The sequence below is a fragment of the Pseudomonas putida genome, from assembly GCF_001636055.1.
GTDB lineage: Bacteria > Pseudomonadota > Gammaproteobacteria > Pseudomonadales > Pseudomonadaceae > Aquipseudomonas > Aquipseudomonas machongensis.
In genome coordinates this window covers 4,716,227-4,733,575 of sequence record NZ_CP011789.1, presented here as the reverse complement: position 1 = coordinate 4,733,575, position 17,349 = coordinate 4,716,227, and the positions used below count along the sequence as shown (strand labels likewise).

The following is a 17,349-nucleotide window of genomic DNA, read 5'->3' as shown; positions in this document are numbered from 1 at the left end:
ATTATCCTGAGCGCCGGTTACATTTTCTGGAGCTGTGCATGAGTCGTTGGTGGCCTGTCGTTGCGTTGCTGCTGTTTCTGCCGGTGTGGCTGGCGGCCAGTTATGGCGTGCGTTTCGGCCTGATGGAGGACGGGCAGTGGGTAGGCCTGTGCGCGGTGCCTGGCGAACACTGGCAGTGCCAGGCGCGGTCGCTGCTGGGGTTGTGGATTCACTTCCAGGTGATCGGCTGGGTGGCGTTGGGGCTGGCCTTGCTGTGCCAGGTGCTGCCGGGACGGCTTGGCTGGTGGGGGGCGGTGCTGGCGCTGGTGGCAGGGGTGCCGGCGCTGGTGCTGTACACGGCGAGCCTGGGGGTTTTTGCGGTGGTTCTGGCGGGGTTGCGGTTGGTCAGGGCCTCCAGCTAGCAGGTTTACCGGTGTTCTTTTCGCAGGCTTGCCCGCAAAAAGAACACCGCCGTTTCAAGCCCTGCGCAAACTGCGCCAAAGGGCAGCCACCATCAGCACACTGACCGCCGCCCAGCGCCAGGCCTGATGATTGTGCAGCCCTTCCTGATACAGCTGCGGCGCAATTCCTGCGCCGATGATGAATGCCAGCAGCGCGACTTCGGCCCTGCGCGCGGCCACCGGTCGCAGCAGGTACACCAGCGCCGGCAGCAGCAGCGCGGCACTGGGGAAGCTGCGATAGCGCGGATCGAAGACCATTGCCAGCATGCTCACCGCCGCTGCGAATCCCGCTGCCAGCAGCCACCATCCGGCTCGCGCCTGCAGCCAGGCGAACAACCGCTCACGCCAGCCTTCGCGCCGGGCCAGGGCCAGCGCGGCATGGGCCAGTACCAGCAGGTTCAGGCCCGCCAGCGCTGCCGCCCACAGCCACTCAGCGACAAAGCGCGCGTTGGTGCGCATCAGCTCGCCCCACAGCCCCAGACTGCCCGCGCCGACTGCCGCCAGCAGCGGTAACAGCAACGCCGCGCGGGCGTGCGCCGGGCGCCCGGCCAGGCCCAGGGTCGCCAGCACCAGCAACGCGCTGGCCAGCCACCACTGTGGCCACAGTGGCAGGTTGCTGACGGGCCCTTCGAGCACGCCTTTGTCCCGCCGATCAGCGTCGTACAGCCCCCAGTAGCCACCCACTGCGCCTTCGCTGGCGCGTTTCCAGGGCTGGTCGAAGGCCTCGATCAGGTTGTAGTGCCAGCCGTTGGCCTCGGCCATCGCGACGAAGCCCCGAATGAAGCGTGCCTCGTTGACCCGGCTTGGCTCTGCGGTCTCGCGCTGGCGGCCTTCGCTGGGCCAGCCGGTTTCGCCGATCATGACGTCCTTGGGGGCGAAGCGGTTGCCGAACACCTGACGTACCTCGGCGACATGCGCCAGGGCGTCCTCGATGCCGCGTGGATCGTCCTCCCAGTAGGGCAGCAGGTGGATGGTCAGGAAGTCCACCGCTGGCGCCACTTCCGGGTGCTGGAGCCAGAACTCCCAGACGTCGGCGTAGGTCACCGGGACCTGCACCTGGGCTTTCACCCGAGTGATCAGTTCGGCCAGGCGTTGGCCGGTGACTTCCTTGCGCAGCAGCGCCTCGTTGCCGACGATCACTGCGCTGACCACGTCCGGATTGGCGTTGGCCGCCTCGATCAGCAGCGCCACCTCCTTGTCGGTATCCACCGGGTTGGCATTGACCCAGGCGCCGAGCATCACCTTCAGCCCGTGCTTGCGCGCCAGCGCCGGAATCGCCTCAAGCCCGGTCATCGAATAGGTGCGGATGCACCGGAAGCGCTCGGCCAGCAACGCCAGGTCGGCGTCCATGCGCGCAGGGCGCAGGCGAAATGGCTGGTCGAAGGGCGACTGGTCCTTGTCGAAGGGGGTGTAGGAGGCGCACTGCAATTTGTGCGTTGGGCTCGCCGCATCGGGCAGGTGCACCGGCTTGCCCAGGCCATACCAGAGTGCACCGAGACCGAGCAGGGCGAACAGGCAGGTGATCAGGTAGAGGAGGGTGGTGCGGGGCGTGCTGGGCATCGAGCGGTCCATCGTCTGGCGCGGGTCATCGGTTGAGAGTCGCTGATAGTAGCCCGGCGCCAACAGTTTGGCATGCAAGGATCGCGCAGAACTCCGCGCGTGGATGACGCTAATGGCGAAGTGCTGTCGCTTATCGTTGGGTAAAGGTCGCTGACGGAGCAGGTCGCGCTGTGTCGCAGGTTGATGATGCAATCTCCAAGACCTGACGAGGGGATGCTTTGATGGCGACTACTACAAGAATGCGACGTTTCCTGGGCGTGACCGGCGCCCTGGTGTTGGCCATGGGTGCTGCACAGGCCATGGCCAAGGAAGTAAGCATCGGTTACGTGGACGGGTGGGCCGACAGCGTCGCCACCACCAACGTGGCTGCCGAAGTGATCAAGCAGAAACTCGGCTACGACGTGAAGCTGCAAGCGGTGGCCACCGGCATCATGTGGCAGGGTGTCGCCACCGGCAAGCTCGACGCCATGCTTTCAGCCTGGCTGCCGGTGACCCATGGCGAATACTGGAGCAAGAACAAGGATAACGTGGTCGACTTCGGCCCCAACTTCAAGGATGCCAAGATCGGCCTGATCGTGCCGGAGTACGTCAAGGCCAACAGCATCGCCGACCTCAAGACCGACACCAGCTTCAAGCAGAAGATCGTCGGCATCGATGCAGGCTCCGGAGTCATGCTCAAGACCGAGCAGGCGATCAAGGACTACGACCTCACCGGCTACAAGCTGACGGCAAGCTCCGGCGCGGCGATGACGGCGGAACTTGGGCGTTCGTATGCCAAGCAGCAGTCGATCGCGGTCACCGGCTGGGTGCCGCACTGGATGTTCGCCAAATGGAAACTCAAGTTCCTCGAAGATCCCAAGGGCGTCTATGGTGCGGCGGAAACCGTCAACAGCATCGGCAGCAAGGAACTGGCGACCAAGGCGCCGGAAGTGGCCGAGTTCCTCAAGAAGTTCCAGTGGCAGTCCAAGGACGAGATCGGCGAAGTGATGCTGGCGATCCAGGAAGGGGCCAAGCCTGAAGCAGCGGCCAAGGACTGGGTGGCCAAGCATCCTGAGCGGGTCAAGGAGTGGACGGGTAAATAACCGATAGGGCCAGTGGGTACTTTTCGCGGGTAAACCCGCTCCTGCAAAGTGCGCATTGGCCCTGACTTTGTTACCCGAATGGTAAAAGACTGTTGCATCTAAGACTAAGGTCGTCTGGTTGGCGTCCACCGGCAGCATAAAGTTAAGGCGGGTTCTCCCCTTACTGTGTTGCTGCTAGGACAAAAACAATGAACGACAGCATCTACCGATCGATACAAGAAAGTCCGCGCTTCAAGGAGCTGGTCACCAAACGCGAACGTTTCGCCTGGCTCCTGTCGGCGATCATGCTCGGCCTCTACTGCGCTTTCATCCTGCTCATCGCCTATGGCCCGCAGATTCTCGGCGCCAAACTCAGCCCCGGCTCTTCCATCACCTGGGGCATTCCTCTGGGCGTCGGCCTGATCCTCTCGGCATTCGTCCTCACCGCCATCTATGTGCGGCGTGCCAACGGCGAGTTCGATGAGCTGAACAAGGCGATCCTGAAGGAGGCGCAGCAATGATTCGTCACGCCAAAACCTTGGCCGTACTGGCCTGCGGTGCCTTCGCACCCGCCGTGTGGGCTGCCGATGCAATCAGCGGCGCGGTGCAGAAACAGCCGTTGAACATGTCGGCGATCATCATGTTCCTGGCCTTCGTCTGCTTCACCCTGGGGATTACCTACTGGGCCTCGAAACGCAACAAGTCGGCTTCGGACTACTACGCCGCAGGCGGGCGCATCACCGGCTTCCAGAACGGTCTGGCGATCGCCGGTGACTACATGTCGGCTGCTTCCTTCCTGGGTATTTCCGCGCTGGTGTTCACCTCCGGCTACGACGGCCTGATCTACTCGATCGGCTTCCTGGTCGGCTGGCCGATCATCCTCTTCCTGATCGCCGAGCGCCTGCGCAACCTGGGCAAGTACACCTTCGCCGACGTGGCTTCCTACCGTCTCGGGCAGAAAGAGATCCGCACCCTGTCGGCCTCGGGCTCGCTGGTGGTGGTGGCCTTTTACCTGATCGCGCAGATGGTCGGCGCGGGCAAGCTGATCGAGTTGCTGTTCGGACTGGACTACCACGTCGCGGTGATCCTGGTCGGCATCCTGATGTGCCTGTACGTGCTGTTCGGTGGCATGCTGGCCACCACCTGGGTGCAGATCATCAAGGCCGTGCTGCTGCTCTCCGGTGCCAGCTTCATGGCGCTGATGGTGATGAAGCATGTGGGCTTCGACTTCAACACCCTGTTCTCCGAAGCGATCAAGGTGCATGCCAAGGGCGAGGCGATCATGAGCCCGGGCGGCCTGGTCAAGGATCCGATCTCGGCCTTCTCGCTGGGCCTGGCGCTGATGTTTGGTACCGCAGGGCTGCCGCACATCCTGATGCGCTTCTTCACCGTCAGCGATGCCAAGGAAGCGCGCAAGAGCGTGCTCTATGCCACCGGCTTCATCGGTTACTTCTACATCCTGACCTTCATCATCGGCTTCGGCGCGATCCTGCTGGTCAGCACCAACCCGGACTTCAAGGACGCCGCCGGCGCCCTGTTGGGCGGTAACAACATGGCGGCGGTGCACCTGGCCGATGCCGTGGGCGGTAGCATCTTCCTCGGCTTCATTTCGGCCGTGGCCTTCGCCACCATCCTGGCCGTGGTTGCCGGCCTGACCCTGGCGGGCGCCTCGGCAGTTTCCCACGACCTGTACGCCAGCGTATGGCGCAAGGGCAAGGCCAACGACAAGGACGAGATCCGCGTGTCGAAAATCACCACCGTCGCCCTGGGCGTCCTGGCGATCGGCCTGGGTATCCTGTTCGAGAAGCAGAACATCGCCTTCATGGTTGGCCTGGCCTTCTCCATCGCCGCAAGCTGCAACTTCCCGGTACTGCTGCTCTCGATGTACTGGAAGAAGCTGACCACCCGTGGCGCCATGATTGGCGGCTGGATGGGCCTGGTCAGCGCGGTTGGCCTGATGATTCTCGGCCCGACCATCTGGGTGCAGATCCTCGGTCATGAAAAAGCCATCTACCCGTACGAGTACCCGGCGCTGTTCTCCATGATCATCGCCTTCGCGGGTATCTGGTTCTTCTCGGTCACCGACAAGTCCAAGGCTGCCGATGACGAGCGTGCACTGTTCTACCCGCAGTTCGTTCGCTCGCAGACCGGCCTGGGCGCCAGTGGTGCGGTTTCCCACTGATCGTTGATGCCGAGTACGACGCCCCGCTTGCCGGGGCGTCGTCGTTTCTGACTGATGGCATTTCTCTATCCCTGGGAAATTTCCCAAGCTCGCTGGGAAGGGTCTGAGTTAATGCGTCGATTACTCCGCGAATAATGGGCCAGGTGACGCAGTCAAGCGTTATTCCGCCTCATCACTTCAAGGAGATTTCCTCATGAAACGTCTGTTCGTGGCCCTGCCCCTCGCACTGTTCACCGTCGCATCGGCATATGCCGTCGATCCTATCGAAAAGCAGGTCCAGGTCACTGCACAGGTGCCTACCGATGCCTTCTTCGTCGAGCCGGTGGGCGGCAACTGGATGAACGATCCGCAAGAACTGTCCTGGAACTCGTTCCGCAGCGAACTGCAGCCGATCCGCAAGCAGTTGCAGGTCAAGAGCACCGTCGGCCCGATCACCGCTTACCTGGTGTCGCCGGCGGCGGTCAGCGACGGCGTGAACAGCATCGGCCTGGATGTGTCGGTGGCCGGCACCACACTCAGCACCACCTCCACCGAAGTCATCACCGCGGCGCAGGCAGCGCCGGGTGCGGTGGTCGGTTTCGAGATCGCGGCTCAAGCCGCGCCAGCCGGCGGCTATGTGCCCGGCAGCTACCAGGGGCTGGTGAGCATGATGTTCGAAACCGCCACCCCCTGATTCGCTCACTCCCTGCTTTCCATTGCCCGTTGCTGCCCCTGTCTGATGCTTGTCAGGGCGGGGCGGGCATTGCCTGCCATGATGCCTATGCCAATCTTTCAACCTATCCCCGCATGAGCAGATCCGCCGACGCTGGAGCCCGTTGGCGATGGCGGCCTACGATCCCGCGGCCTTGCAGTTGAGCACCTCCGAGCAGCGCTGGATCAGTGACAATCCTGTGGTCAAGGTGGTGCTGGACGAACAGTTGCTACCTCTGAGCTATCGCGATGCCAAGGCGGGGCTGCAGGGACTGAGCCTGGACATCCTGCAATTGATCAGCCAGCGCACCGGGTTGCGTTTCGAGGTGCAAGCCTCAGGCACTATCGAGCAGATGATCGAGTGGGTGCGTCAGGGGCGTGCGCAGGTGATTGCCGGTTTGCCCTACAGCCCGCAGCGGGCCCGCGAGCTGAGTTTCAGTCGGGCTTACCTGAGCGCGGCACGGGTGCTGGTCACGCGTGAAGACGCCTCCGGCCCTGCGAGCCTGGTCGGGCTGGAGGGGCACCGACTGGGTGTGATCCTGGGCAGTGCCGTGCCGGACCTCCTGGCCCAGCGCTACCCGCGTATCCGCTTGCAGGCCTATGGCGGGGCACTCGAGGCACTGCACGCGGTCGCACGCGGTGAGGTGAGCGCGGCGGTGCTGGCCTACGACGATGCGCGGCCGATGATCGCCCGTTGGTATCCGGGGCGCGTGAAGATCGCGGCCAGCGTATCCTTGCCGCCTGCTCACTTTGCGCTGGCCACGGCGCGCGGCGAGCAGGCGTTGCAGGGCATCCTGAACAAGGCCCTGCTCAGCCTTGCCCCACAGGAAACCGATGCCCTGGTGCGCCGCTGGCGCAATCCACTGATCGTGGGGGACGGGGTCTGGTCACGCTATCGTGGCAAGATCCTGGGGGGCTTCGCGGCGGCCTTGGGCCTGCTGTTGCTGGCGCTGGTGTGGATTCGTTACCTGCGCCGTCTGCAGCGAGAGGCGGCACGGGCGCGCCGCGAGGCGGAGGCGGCGAACCAGGCCAAGACTGGCTTTCTCACCACCATGAGCCATGAAATCCGCACTCCGCTGCACGCCCTGCTGGGCATGCTCGAACTGGCCCAGCGCAAGGCGGGCCAAGGTGTTCTCGACCGCATGGCCATCGAAGTGGCCACCGATGCCGCGCGCGGCCTGCTCGAGTTGATCGGTGACATTCTCGATGTCAGCCGGATCGAAGCCGGGCGTTTGCAACTGGCGCCGCAGCGGGTCGTGCTGGGTGAGCAGGTGGCCAGCGTGGTTCAGTTGTTCGAAGCGCAGGCGCGGGCCAAGGGCCTGGTGTTGGAACTGGACATGTGCGGTGCACAGGCGTGCGAGGTCATGCTCGATCCTCTGCGCTTCAAGCAGATCCTCGCCAACGTTCTGAGCAATGCGATCAAGTTCACCGGCGATGGCCATGTCCGGGTTGGATTTGCAGGCGCGTGCGCAGGGGGCCAGGCTGTCGGTCGAGCTTGCCGTGGAGGACACCGGGATCGGCATTGCCGCCGATGAGCTGGCCGCCCTTGGCCAACTGTTTCGCCAGGCCAGCAACCAACGACAATCGCCACGGCACAGCGCCGGGCTGGGTCTGGCCATCAGCCGCAGCCTGTGCCAGATGATGGGCGGGCACCTGAGGCTGGACAGTGTGCTGGGGCAGGGAACACGGGTGTGCATTCACCTTGAGCTGCCTTTGCTGACCGCGCAGGAAGCCCGTGAGGAGCCCGCCGTGCCCACGCCCATGACGCACTTCGCCAGATTGCGGGTGCTGGTGGTCGATGACTATCCGGCCAACCGCCTGTTGCTGGCCCAACAGCTCGATTACCTCGGCCATCAGGCCCGCGTCGCCGAAGACGGCACGCAGGCCCTGCGCTTGTGGCTGAAGGAGCATTTCGATGTCGTGATCAGCGATTGCAACATGCCACGCCTCGGTGGGCACGCACTGGCGCGGGCAATCCGCGAACATGAGCGGCGCAGCGAGCGTCCGCGCTGTCGGGTGATCGGGCTCACGGCCAGCGCCCTGGTCGATGAGCGAAACCGCTGCCGGGCTGCGGGCATGGACAGTTGCCTGTTCAAACCGCTGGGGCTGCAAGACCTGGAGCGGGTACTGACGGCGTGTCGTCCACCCTCACAGGAGAACGCATGCGGGCAATCGATTCTGGACATGGGCCATCTGATGCGCCTGGTGGGCAAGGACCAAGCTGCGCTCAATGCCTTGCTGTCCGATCTGCGCAGCAGCAACCGTAGTGATCTCAAGTGCTTGCAGGCGTTCAGGAGCCAGCCGCAGGCACTTGCGCAACTGGCCCATCGGGTCAAGGGCGCTGCGCGCATCGTGCGCGCCAGCGCTCTGGTGGAATTGTGCGAACGTCTCGAACGAACCTGCACCGAGCCGTTACCAGCGCCGGAGCAATTGAGCGCAGACGTGCGCGCCTTGCGCGCGGCGATGCAGCAACTGGATCGCCAGCTCAAGCGCCATGCCGCCACTGGCGGCATGGCGATGGCGTCATATCATCCCGAGCAACAACAGCACCAGCAGCACCACCAGTACGGCACCGACGATGCCGGACGGGCCATAACCCCAGCTGCGCGAATGGGGGAAGACCGGTAAGCCACCGATCAGCAGCAGGATCAGGATGATGATGAGGATCGTGGTCATGGGCGAAATCCTTGCGTGGTTGGGGTCAAGGGCCTGGAACTGCTGGCCTCTTGTAAATTCGGACTGTTGCCGGACCTGAAAGATTCCATTTGTGTGTCTGCCCCTTGCAGGTCGACGAGCTCGGCACTGACTGAACGGTCATGGGCTTGCATTCACTATCCTGATGAATCCTGCCTGGCTGTCCGACGTTGATTAGACTCGGTTGCAATTCAGTCGGCACAAGGCCCGTCACCATGCAAAACCGCATCATGATCACAGGCGCAGGATCCGGCCTGGGCCGCGAGATCGCCCTGCGCTGGGCTCGGGAGGGTTGGCGCCTGGCGCTGGCAGATGTCAACGATGCTGGCCTGCGCGAAACCCTGGAGCAGGTACGTGCAGCAGGCGGCGATGGTTTCGTGCAGCGTTGCGACGTGCGTGACTACAGCCAGCTCACCGCCTTGGCCCAAGCCTGCGAAGAACAATTCGGCGGCATCGATGTGATCGTCAACAACGCGGGCGTCGCCTCGGGCGGGTTCTTCGCCGAGCTGTCGCTTGAAGACTGGGACTGGCAGATCGCAGTCAACCTGATGGGCGTGGTCAAGGGCTGCAAGGCGTTTTTGCCACTGCTCGAGCGCAGCAAGGGGCGCATCATCAACATCGCTTCGATGGCGGCGCTGATGCAAGGGCCGGGGATGAGCAACTACAACGTCGCCAAGGCCGGTGTGCTGGCGCTTTCGGAAAGCCTGCTGGTGGAGTTGCGCCAGCTCGAGGTGGGGGTGCATGTGGTGTGCCCCTCGTTCTTCCAGACCAACCTGCTCGACTCTTTCCGCGGGCCGAATCCGGCGATGAAGGCGCAAGTCGGCAAGCTGCTGGAAGGCTCGCCCATCACTGCCGCACAGATTGCCGACTACATCCACGCTCAGGTCGCGGCGGGCGAATTCCTGATTCTGCCACACGAGGCCGGGCGCGATGCCTGGCGTCTGAAGTGCCAAGCCCCGCAGGTGCTCTATGACGAGATGGCCAGTATGGCGGTAAAGATGCGGGCCAAGGCGCGGCCAGGGCAGTAGCTGTTCTGCAGGTGCCGTCTGTAGGTCTTTTTACCGATCTGGGTAGGTGCGGTCTATTTCACAGCTGAATGATTGAATAGGCCGAATGCCCATAGCAGGCTCGGATTTTCCCTGGGTCTGGAGGATCGGAGCATGTTGGTAATCGGACGTGATGTCGGCGAGGTCGTCACCATCGGCGAGAACATCCGCATCAAAGTGATGGCCGTCGAAGGGGGTGTGGTGCGCTTCGGGATCAGTGCACCGCGTGAAGTGGTGGTGCACCGCTCGGAGATTTACAAGCGTATCAAGGAGCAGGAGCTGGAGCGCAGCTCCTCGTCTTAATCCAGCAACTCCCGTGGCACATCATGCTTGGCCAGTAACTGGCACTGCTGGCTTTCGAGGTCGAAGAGGATGAATGCCTGGCCTTTGGCCAAGGCCTGGCGCACGCGCAGCACGCGGGTTTCCAGCGGGGTGTCGTCGCCGTTGTCGGTGCCGTCGCGGGTGACGAAGTCTTCGATCAGGCGGGTGAGGGTGTCGGCTTCGAGTTGGTCGTAGGGGATCAGCATGTTGGCTATCGGGTTGGGCAGGTTGGGCTGCATGCTACTTGAAAGTGGGGCAGGGACGTTAATCGTCGGCGACGTCTGAGCGGGTTGAACCGCGTAGACGCCGCCGCCAGGTTCAGCTCTTGTTGCCCACCAGGCTATCGACCGCTGGCACCCGGGTATCGCTCTCCATTTGCGCATCATGCTCCAGTTGATGACTGAAGCGCTCCAGAGAAGCATTGGCCGGTTGCGAGTCGCTGGCGAACACGGGCGGGCTGAGCAGGTACGCCGACAACAGGCGGCTCAGTGCAGCCAGGCTGTCGATGTGGGTGCGCTCGTAACCGTGAGTGGCGTCGCAACCGAACGCCACCAGCGCAGTGCGGATATCGTGCCCGGCCGTGACCGCCGAGTGGGCGTCGCTGAAGTAGTAGCGGAACAGGTCGCGGCGTACCGGCAACTCCTGGTCGCTTGCGAGCTTGAGCAGATGACGGGACAGATGGTAGTCGTACGGGCCTGACGAGTCCTGCATCGCCACGCTTACCGCATGCTCGCTGGACGCCTGTCCCGGCGCCACCGGGGCGATGTCGATGCCGACGAACTCGCTGACATCCCAAGGCAGCGCGCCTGCGGCCCCCGAGCCGGTTTCCTCAGTGATGGTGAACAGCGGATGGCAGTCGATCAGCGGTTGGCGGCCACTTTCCACCACGGCCTTGAGGGCTGCGAGCAATGCCGCCACGCCGGCTTTGTCGTCCAGGTGACGGGCGCTGATATGGCCGCTGTCGGTGAATTCCGGTAGCGGGTCGAAGGCGACGAAGTCGCCGATGCCGATGCCCAGCGCCTCGCAATCGGCGCGGGTAGCGCAGTAGGCGTCCAGGCGCACCTCAACGTGTTCCCAGCTGATCGGCATCTGGTCGATGGCGGTGTTGAACGCGTGCCCGCTGGCCATCAACGGCAGCACGCTGCCGCGAAACACGCCGGTGTCGGTGAACACGCTGACCCGGCTGCCTTCGGCGAAGCGGCTGGACCAGTGACCTACTGCCGACAGTGCCAGGCGGCCGTTGTCCTGCAACTGCCGCACGCTGGCGCCGATGGTGTCCAGGTGTGCCGAGACGGCGCGATCGGGCGAACTCTGACGGCCCTTGAGCGTGGCGCGGATGGTGCCACGGCGGGTCAGCTCGAAGGGGATGCCCAGTTCGTCCAGGCGCTCGGCTACGTAGCGCACGATGGTATCGGTGAAGCCGGTGGGGCTGGGGATGGCGAGCATCTCCAGGAGGACGCGCTTGAGGTAGTCCAGGTCGGGTTCGGGGAGTCGTTCGGACATGGGTACTCCTTGGGGTCTTTGCGGGCTTTTTCGCGGGCAAGCCCGTTCGAACAAGGGCTTGTCCGCGAAAAGGCCAGCAGCGATTCAGGCCAGGGGCTGGCTATGCGGGAACAGCAGATCCACGAACCGCTCCGCAGTCGGCTGCGGTTCATGGTTGGCCAGCCCGGCCCGCTCGTTGGCTTCGATGATCACGTAGTCCGGCTGCTGCGCATCGCGCACCATCAGGTCCAGCCCGACCACCGGAATTTCCAGTGCCCGTGCAGCCCTCACCGCCGCATCGGCGAGCACCGGGTGCAACTGTTCGGTGACATCTTCCAGGGTGCCGCCAGTGTGCAGGTTCGCCGTGCGCCGCACCGCCAGGCGCTGGCCTGCCGGCAATACGTCTTCAAAACCCAGCCCGGAGGCGCGCAGGGTGCGCTCGGTTTCCTCATCCATCGGGATGCGGCTTTCACCCCCGGTTGCGGCCTGGCGACGGCGGCTCTGGGCCTCGATCAGCGCCTTTATGGTGTGCTTGCCGTCGCCGATCACCTCGGCCGGATGGCGAATGGCGGCGGCCACTACCTCGAAGCCGATCACCAGGATGCGCAGGTCGAAACCGGCGTGGAAGCTCTCCAGCAGCACGCGGCTGTCGAAACGCCGGGCGTGCTCCACAGCCTGGCTGATCTCGTCGTATTCGGTGAGGTTGACCGCGACGCCCTGGCCCTGCTCGCCATCGACCGGCTTGACCACCACGGCGCCATGCTCTTCGAGAAAAGCCAGGTTGTCGTCGGCGTTGCCGGCCAGTTGCTGGGCAGGCACCTGCAGGCCGGCATCGTGCAACACCTTGCGGGTCAGGCGCTTGTCCTGGCACAGGGTCATGGTCACGGCGCTGGTCAAGTCACTCAGCGATTCGCGACAGCGAATCCTGCGACCGCCCAGGCTCAGGGTGAACAGCCCGGCGCTGGCGTCGTCTACCTGGACTTCGATACCACGGCGCAGGGCTTCGTTGACGATGATCCGCGCGTAGGGATTGAGCCCGGCTTCAGGGCCAGGGCCGAGGAACAGTTCCTGGTTGATGCCATTCCTGCGCTTGACGGCGAAGGTGGGCAGGTTACGAAAGCCCAGCTTCTGGTAAAGCCGCTTGGCCTGGCGGTTGTCGTGCATCACCGACAGGTCGAGGTAGGCCAGGCCGCGGCTCATGAAGTGCTCGACCAGATGGCGCACCAGCACTTCGCCGACACCCGGACGGCTGCACTGCGGGGAGACGGCCAGGCACCACAGGCTGCTGCCGTGTTCAGGGTCGTCGAAAGCCTTGCTGTGGTTCAGACCCATGACGCTGCCGATCACAGCGCCGGTGTCCTCGTCCTCGGCAATCCAGTACACCGGGCCACCCAGGTGGCGCGGGGTGAGTAGCTCGGGATTGACCGGCATCATGCCGCGCGCCTGATACAGCGTGTTGATCGCCTGCCAGTCGCCTTCGGCCTGGGCGCGGCGGATGCGAAACCCGCGGAATACGCGCTGGGCCGGGCGGTAGTCGGTGAACCACAGGCGCAGGGTGTCGGAGGGGTCGAGAAACAACTGTTGCGGCGCCTGGGCCAGCAACTGCTGGGGGGCCGCCACGTACAGGGCGATGTCACGTTCGCCGGGCTGTTCGTCGAGCATGGCCTCGGCAAGTTGTGCAGGGTCAGGGTAGGTGTGGCCGATCAGCAACCGTCCCCAGCCGCAGTGCACGGCGCGCGGCTGGTCGTGGGGGTCGCTGCCGTCACCGGCCAGGCGTGCCTGCAGGCGTTCGTAGGAGGGCGCCTGGCCGCGCAACAGGCGCTGGCCATAGGCACTATGGGCTTTCATCGGTCAGATTCCTTGTTCGCTGAGCCACAGGTTCAGGGCCGCCAGTTGCCACAGCTTGGAGCCGCGCAGTGGGGTGAGCTGGCCGTGGGGGTTGCTCAGCAGGCGATCGAGCATGGCCGGGTTGAACAGGCCACGGTCCTGGCTCGGGTCGGTCAGCAGTTCGCGTACCCAGCCAAGGGTCGCGCCCTCCAGGTGCTTGAGGCCGGGTACGGGGAAGTAGCCCTTCTTGCGATCGATGACTTCATGGGGAATGACCCGTCGCGCCGCCTGCTTGAGCACCTGCTTGCCGCCGTCGGGCAGCTTGAAGCGGGCCGGGATACGGGCAGAAAGTTCGACCAGGCGATAGTCGAGGAACGGCGTACGTGCCTCCAGCCCCCAGGCCATGGTCATGTTGTCGACACGCTTGACCGGGTCGTCTACCAGCATCACCGTGCTGTCCAGGCGCAGGGCCTTGTCCACCGCATGGGTTGCACCGGGACGGGCGAAGTGCTCGCGGACGAAATCGCCAGCGGCATCGTTGTCCAGCAACCAGGGGGCCTGCACGGTGTCGCGGTATTCGTCGTGGCTACGGTCGAAGAACGCCTCGCGATAGGCAGCGAAGGCATCCTCGGCACCATTCACCTGCGGGTACCAGTGATAGCCGGCGAACAACTCGTCGGCGCCCTGGCCGCTCTGCACGCCCTTGCAGTGCTTGGCGACTTCACGCGAAAGCAGGTAGAAGGCGATGCAGTCATGGCTGACCATCGGCTCGCTCATGGCGCGGAAGGCGGCCGGCAACTGATCGATGATCTCGTGTTCCGCGATGCGCAGCTGGTGGTGGCGGGTGCCGTAGTGCTTGGCGATCAGGTCCGAGTACTGGAACTCGTCGCCACGTTCGCCGCCGGCATCCTCGAAACCGATGGAGAAAGTCGACAGGTCGTCCACGCCGACCTCGCGCAGCAAGCCGACCAGCAGGCTGGAGTCGACACCGCCTGACAGCAGCACGCCGACATCCACAGCCGCGCGCTGGCGGATCGCCACGGCATCGCGAGTGGCATCGAGCACGCGGGTGGTCCAGCCTTCGAGGTCGAGGTCCTGTTCGTCCGGGGTTGGGCCGTAATGCAGTTGCCACCAGGTCTGGCGCTCGACTTCGCCGTGGCGGTCGATGCGCATCCAGGTCCCGGGCTCGAGCTTCTGCACGTTGGCCAGCATCGTGCGCGGTGCTGGCACCACGGCGTGGAAGTTGAGGTAGTGATTGAGCGCCACCGGGTCGATCATCGGATCGATGTCGCCGCCTTTGAGCAGCGCCGGCAGGGTCGAGGCGAAGCGCAGGCGCTCGCCGTTGCGCGACAGGTACAGCGGCTTGACGCCGAGGCGGTCGCGGGCCAGGAACAGGCGCTGGTTGTCGCGCTCCCAGATGGCCAGGGCGAACATGCCGTTGAGCTTGGGCAGCAGCGCGGCGCCCCAGGCGTGGTAGCCCTTGAGCAGCACTTCGGTGTCGCCGTCTGACCAGAAGTTATAGCCCAGGTCCTGCAGTTCCTGGCGCAGCTCCGGGAAGTTGTAGATGGCGCCGTTGAACGCCAGGGACAGGCCGAGGGTGTTGTCGACCATCGGCTGCGCCGAGCCGTCGGACAGGTCCATGATCTTCAGACGCCGATGGCCGAGGGCGATCGGCCCCTGGCTGTGGAAGCCCCAGGCATCAGGGCCACGTGGCGCCAGATGATGGGTGATGCGCTCCACCGCGGCGAGATCCGCCGGGCGGGGGGCTTGGTCGATGGGGGTGAAACGCAACTCTCCTGCTAATCCGCACATAAGTCCTTACCGGTTTTGCCGTTGGGGAAAGAGTGCCCCCACATGGGGCACCTTAAGGAACTGACCCAGGGGATTTGCGGGAGTTTTAGATCAATCTGTTATATGGGATGGGTGGGTGCTGTTTCATTTGCCGCGAATCAGCTTGCGCAGCGTGAAGCGGTTTGGATGACAGGCCTCGGCCACGGCCCGAGGTACCGGCAGTGGTTCGCCACTGGCCCAGGCGGCAATCAGCTCGCCGCTCAAAGGCGCGGTAATCAGGCCGCGTGAGCCGTGGCCGCTGTTGACGTACAAGCCTTCCAGCCAGGGGCAGGCGATCGCCGGAACCTGTCGGGCATCCTTGGCCAGCATTGAATAGGTCGTGCTGAACGCAGCAGGATCGGCCAGCGGCCCGACAATCGGCAGGTAATCCGGGCTGGTGCAGCGAAACGCTGCGCGCCCCTGCAACTGTTCCGGATCCAGTGCGGCCGTGTCGAGCCGCTGCGCCAGGTCGGCAGAAATCGCTTCCAGCAGACCAAGATTGCTTGCGTGCTCGCCGGCAGTGGGAGCGAGGTCGAGGCTATGGAAGTCGAAACTGGCGCCGAGGGTGTGCTCGCCATCGCGCGCCGGGGCGACGTAGCCGTCGGCGCAGACCACGGTGCCCAGCGCCTGGCTGCGCTCGGTCAGCGGCAGGCGGGTGATCTGTCCGCGGATACGCTTGAGCGGCAGCTCGGCGCATGCCTCGAAGTTGCGTATCTCAGCGGCACCGGCCAGCACCACCAGCGGCGCACTGGCCAGCAACCGTTCGCCGTCCCAGGCTTGCCACAGACCGTCGACGCGGCGCAGTTCGATCACCTGGTGATGGTTGAGCAGGCGAATGCGCGGGTGTTGCAGTTGCGCGTGGCACAGTGCGGGCGGGTGCACCCAGCCGCCCTCGGGGTAGAACAGCCCACCGCTGGCCAGGGCGACCCCGGCGATCGCCTCGGCCTGCTCGCGATCCAGGCACTGCAGCAGGCTGCTGTCGAAGGCGCCGGCAAGTTTGGCCTGGCGTTCGGTTTCCTTGGTGTCGAAGGCCAGTTGCAGCACGCCGCAGTCGTCCCAGTCGCGGCCACGCTGCAGGCGTTCGAGCCAACGGCGGGTGTAGCCGAACCCGGCGAGGATCATCTGCGACAAGGCGGTGCCGTGTGCCGACAGCTTCAGGTACAGCACGCCCTGGGGGTTGCCGGAGGCCTCTCGGGCCGGGGCGTCGTGGCGTTCCAGCACTTCGACCTGCCAACCGCGTGCAGCCAGGCTGGCGGCGCTGGCGCAACCGGCCAGCCCGGCGCCGATGACCAGCGCGCGACGGGGGCCGTCCACGGGTGCAGGGCGTGCATACCAGGGGGCTGGTTGTGGCGGCGTCGGCAGGTCTTCAGGCCAGCCGACGAACTCTCCCCCCATCACTTCCCACTTCTTGCCCAGCCCCGGCACTTTCTTGATGGCAAAACCGGCGGCTGCCAGGCCGCGGCGCACCCAACCTGTGGTGGTGAAGGTCCCCAGCGTGGTGCCGGGGCGTGACAGCCGTGCCAGTTGCGCGAACAGTTCCGGGGTCCACATGTCCGGGTTCTTCGCCGGGGCGAAACCATCCAGAAACCAGGCGTCGATGGGCGCGTCGAGCTGGGGCAACTGTTCCAGCACGTCACCGACCAGCAGGGTGAGGGTGACCCGGCCCTGCTCGAAGCTGAACTGCTGGAAGCCTGGGTGCACGGCCACATACTGCGCCAGCAAGGGGTCGCTGAAGGGCGAAAGCTCCGGCCACAGCGCTGCCGCGCGGGCCAGGTCGGCGCGACTCAGCGGGTACTTCTCGACACTGACGAAATGCAGCCGCGCCTCGGGGTGGGCTTTTTCTGCGAACAGTTGCCAGGCACAGAAGAAGTTCATGCCGGTACCAAAACCGGTCTCGCCGATCACCAGGCAGGCGTGCGGCGCAAGCTCGGCGAAGCGCCGGGCCAGGTGGTTGCGCTCGAGGAAGACGTATACCGTTTCGTGCACGCCCTCGTTCTTCGAGAAATAGACGTCGTCGTATTGCCGCGAGTGGGGGCGGCCCTGGTCGTCCCAGTCGATCTGGGCGTGCTGGGGGAGTGGGGTATCAGGCATGGTCGGTTCGGCTGGCAGTGAAGCGAAGATTTTATGCCATCTGCGTCGCCGACGCTGTATCCGCCGTGGTGAAGAGGGCGCAAGACTGGCGTGCAATCCGCTACTCTTGCTTATCCATCGAAGGA

General features: G+C 64.6%; 15 protein-coding genes and 1 pseudogene. 9 read left to right on the top strand and 7 right to left on the bottom strand.

The genetic code is table 11. The features are described from left to right. Positions 1 to 38 precede the first annotated feature (38 nt). Positions 39 to 401, top strand: coding sequence for a hypothetical protein (locus AB688_RS21230; RefSeq protein WP_063545798.1), 363 nt, complete (start codon positions 39 to 41; stop codon positions 399 to 401). Positions 402 to 455: 54 nt separating this feature from the next. Here the strand turns inward: AB688_RS21230 and AB688_RS21225 are convergent, their stop codons facing one another. Then, a complete protein-coding gene (locus AB688_RS21225) occupies positions 456 to 2,012 on the bottom strand; it encodes a hypothetical protein (protein WP_063546855.1) in 1,557 nt (518 codons plus the stop codon). 209 nt (positions 2,013 to 2,221) lie between these two features. Between AB688_RS21225 and AB688_RS21220 the strand changes: the two genes are divergently transcribed. The 6 genes and pseudogenes from AB688_RS21220 to AB688_RS27275 all read left to right on the top strand — a co-directional run. Beyond that, positions 2,222 to 3,082, top strand: coding sequence for a glycine betaine ABC transporter substrate-binding protein (locus AB688_RS21220; protein WP_063545797.1), 861 nt, complete (start codon positions 2,222 to 2,224; stop codon positions 3,080 to 3,082). A 188-nt stretch (positions 3,083 to 3,270) separates the two neighbouring features. Then, on the top strand, positions 3,271 to 3,582 hold the full coding sequence (locus tag AB688_RS21215) for a DUF485 domain-containing protein (RefSeq protein WP_063545796.1): 312 nt from the start codon (positions 3,271 to 3,273) through the stop codon (positions 3,580 to 3,582). Beyond that, positions 3,579 to 5,243: a cation acetate symporter gene (locus tag AB688_RS21210; protein WP_063545795.1), complete on the top strand. Its 1,665-nt coding sequence runs from the start codon at positions 3,579 to 3,581 to the stop codon at positions 5,241 to 5,243. The genes AB688_RS21215 and AB688_RS21210 overlap by 4 nt, the downstream gene beginning before the upstream one ends. A gap of 193 nt (positions 5,244 to 5,436) precedes the next feature. Beyond that, positions 5,437 to 5,916 carry a CS1 type fimbrial major subunit gene (locus tag AB688_RS21205; protein ID WP_063545794.1) on the top strand — a complete coding sequence of 160 codons (480 nt, stop codon included), beginning with the start codon at positions 5,437 to 5,439 and terminating at the stop codon, positions 5,914 to 5,916. Between the two features lie 148 nt (positions 5,917 to 6,064). Beyond that, complete coding sequence (locus AB688_RS27280) at positions 6,065 to 7,468, top strand: transporter substrate-binding domain-containing protein (RefSeq protein ID WP_063545793.1); 1,404 nt, start codon at positions 6,065 to 6,067, stop codon at positions 7,466 to 7,468. Next, positions 7,368 to 8,354 (top strand): annotated as a pseudogene (locus AB688_RS27275) (response regulator); the annotation flags it as partial. The gene AB688_RS27280 and the pseudogene AB688_RS27275, both read left to right, overlap by 101 nt. Before the next feature lie 102 nt (positions 8,355 to 8,456). On the opposite strand, the gene AB688_RS27270 reads toward AB688_RS27275, so the two are convergent. Then, positions 8,457 to 8,609: a DUF3309 family protein gene (locus AB688_RS27270; RefSeq protein WP_065862157.1), complete on the bottom strand. Its 153-nt coding sequence runs from the start codon at positions 8,607 to 8,609 to the stop codon at positions 8,457 to 8,459. A 233-nt stretch (positions 8,610 to 8,842) separates the two neighbouring features. On the opposite strand from AB688_RS27270, the gene AB688_RS21190 reads away from it, so the two are divergent. Next, a complete protein-coding gene (locus tag AB688_RS21190) occupies positions 8,843 to 9,655 on the top strand; it encodes an SDR family oxidoreductase (RefSeq protein ID WP_063545791.1) in 813 nt (270 codons plus the stop codon). Between the two features lie 132 nt (positions 9,656 to 9,787). Continuing rightward, positions 9,788 to 9,976 (top strand): carbon storage regulator CsrA, encoded by a 189-nt coding sequence (gene csrA, locus AB688_RS21185; protein ID WP_063545790.1) that lies wholly within the window; start codon positions 9,788 to 9,790, stop codon positions 9,974 to 9,976. On the opposite strand, the gene AB688_RS21180 is transcribed toward csrA, so the two are convergent. The 5 genes from AB688_RS21180 to mnmC form a co-directional block, all read right to left on the bottom strand. After that, positions 9,973 to 10,200, bottom strand: a complete 228-nt coding sequence (locus tag AB688_RS21180; protein ID WP_054893888.1) for a YheU family protein — start codon at positions 10,198 to 10,200, stop codon at positions 9,973 to 9,975. The two genes, csrA and AB688_RS21180, sit on opposite strands and share 4 nt — an antisense overlap. Positions 10,201 to 10,312: 112 nt before the next feature. Beyond that, entirely contained in the window at positions 10,313 to 11,497 is a 1,185-nt protein-coding gene (locus AB688_RS21175; RefSeq protein WP_063545789.1) for an osmoprotectant NAGGN system M42 family peptidase, read from the bottom strand. Between the two features lie 84 nt (positions 11,498 to 11,581). Continuing rightward, on the bottom strand, positions 11,582 to 13,324 hold the full coding sequence (ngg, locus tag AB688_RS21170; RefSeq protein WP_054893859.1) for an N-acetylglutaminylglutamine synthetase: 1,743 nt from the start codon (positions 13,322 to 13,324) through the stop codon (positions 11,582 to 11,584). A 3-nt stretch (positions 13,325 to 13,327) separates the two neighbouring features. Then, a complete protein-coding gene (locus AB688_RS21165; RefSeq protein ID WP_054893860.1) occupies positions 13,328 to 15,115 on the bottom strand; it encodes an N-acetylglutaminylglutamine amidotransferase in 1,788 nt (595 codons plus the stop codon). A gap of 123 nt (positions 15,116 to 15,238) precedes the next feature. Further along, entirely contained in the window at positions 15,239 to 17,224 is a 1,986-nt protein-coding gene (gene mnmC / locus AB688_RS21160) for a bifunctional tRNA (5-methylaminomethyl-2-thiouridine)(34)-methyltransferase MnmD/FAD-dependent 5-carboxymethylaminomethyl-2-thiouridine(34) oxidoreductase MnmC (RefSeq protein WP_063545788.1), read from the bottom strand. Between the last annotated feature and the right edge of the window lie 125 nt (positions 17,225 to 17,349).

Bases quoted from the DNA above. Each gene is read 5' to 3' on its own strand.
- AB688_RS21220 (WP_063545797.1), top strand. From the start codon at position 2,222: ATGGCGACTACTACAAGAATGCGACGTTTCCTGGGCGTGACCGGCGCC.
- AB688_RS21180 (WP_054893888.1), bottom strand. From the start codon at position 10,200: ATGCTGATCCCCTACGACCAACTCGAAGCCGACACCCTCACCCGCCTG.
- AB688_RS21205 (WP_063545794.1), top strand. From the start codon at position 5,437: ATGAAACGTCTGTTCGTGGCCCTGCCCCTCGCACTGTTCACCGTCGCA.
- AB688_RS21215 (WP_063545796.1), top strand. From the start codon at position 3,271: ATGAACGACAGCATCTACCGATCGATACAAGAAAGTCCGCGCTTCAAG.
- AB688_RS21165 (WP_054893860.1), bottom strand. From the start codon at position 15,115: ATGTGCGGATTAGCAGGAGAGTTGCGTTTCACCCCCATCGACCAAGCC.
- AB688_RS21210 (WP_063545795.1), top strand. From the start codon at position 3,579: ATGATTCGTCACGCCAAAACCTTGGCCGTACTGGCCTGCGGTGCCTTC.
- AB688_RS27270 (WP_065862157.1), bottom strand. From the start codon at position 8,609: ATGACCACGATCCTCATCATCATCCTGATCCTGCTGCTGATCGGTGGC.
- mnmC (WP_063545788.1), bottom strand. From the start codon at position 17,224: ATGCCTGATACCCCACTCCCCCAGCACGCCCAGATCGACTGGGACGAC.
- AB688_RS27280 (WP_063545793.1), top strand. From the start codon at position 6,065: ATGGCGGCCTACGATCCCGCGGCCTTGCAGTTGAGCACCTCCGAGCAG.
- csrA (WP_063545790.1), top strand. From the start codon at position 9,788: ATGTTGGTAATCGGACGTGATGTCGGCGAGGTCGTCACCATCGGCGAG.
- ngg (WP_054893859.1), bottom strand. From the start codon at position 13,324: ATGAAAGCCCATAGTGCCTATGGCCAGCGCCTGTTGCGCGGCCAGGCG.
- AB688_RS21175 (WP_063545789.1), bottom strand. From the start codon at position 11,497: ATGTCCGAACGACTCCCCGAACCCGACCTGGACTACCTCAAGCGCGTC.
- AB688_RS21190 (WP_063545791.1), top strand. From the start codon at position 8,843: ATGCAAAACCGCATCATGATCACAGGCGCAGGATCCGGCCTGGGCCGC.
- AB688_RS21225 (WP_063546855.1), bottom strand. From the start codon at position 2,012: ATGGACCGCTCGATGCCCAGCACGCCCCGCACCACCCTCCTCTACCTG.
- AB688_RS21230 (WP_063545798.1), top strand. From the start codon at position 39: ATGAGTCGTTGGTGGCCTGTCGTTGCGTTGCTGCTGTTTCTGCCGGTG.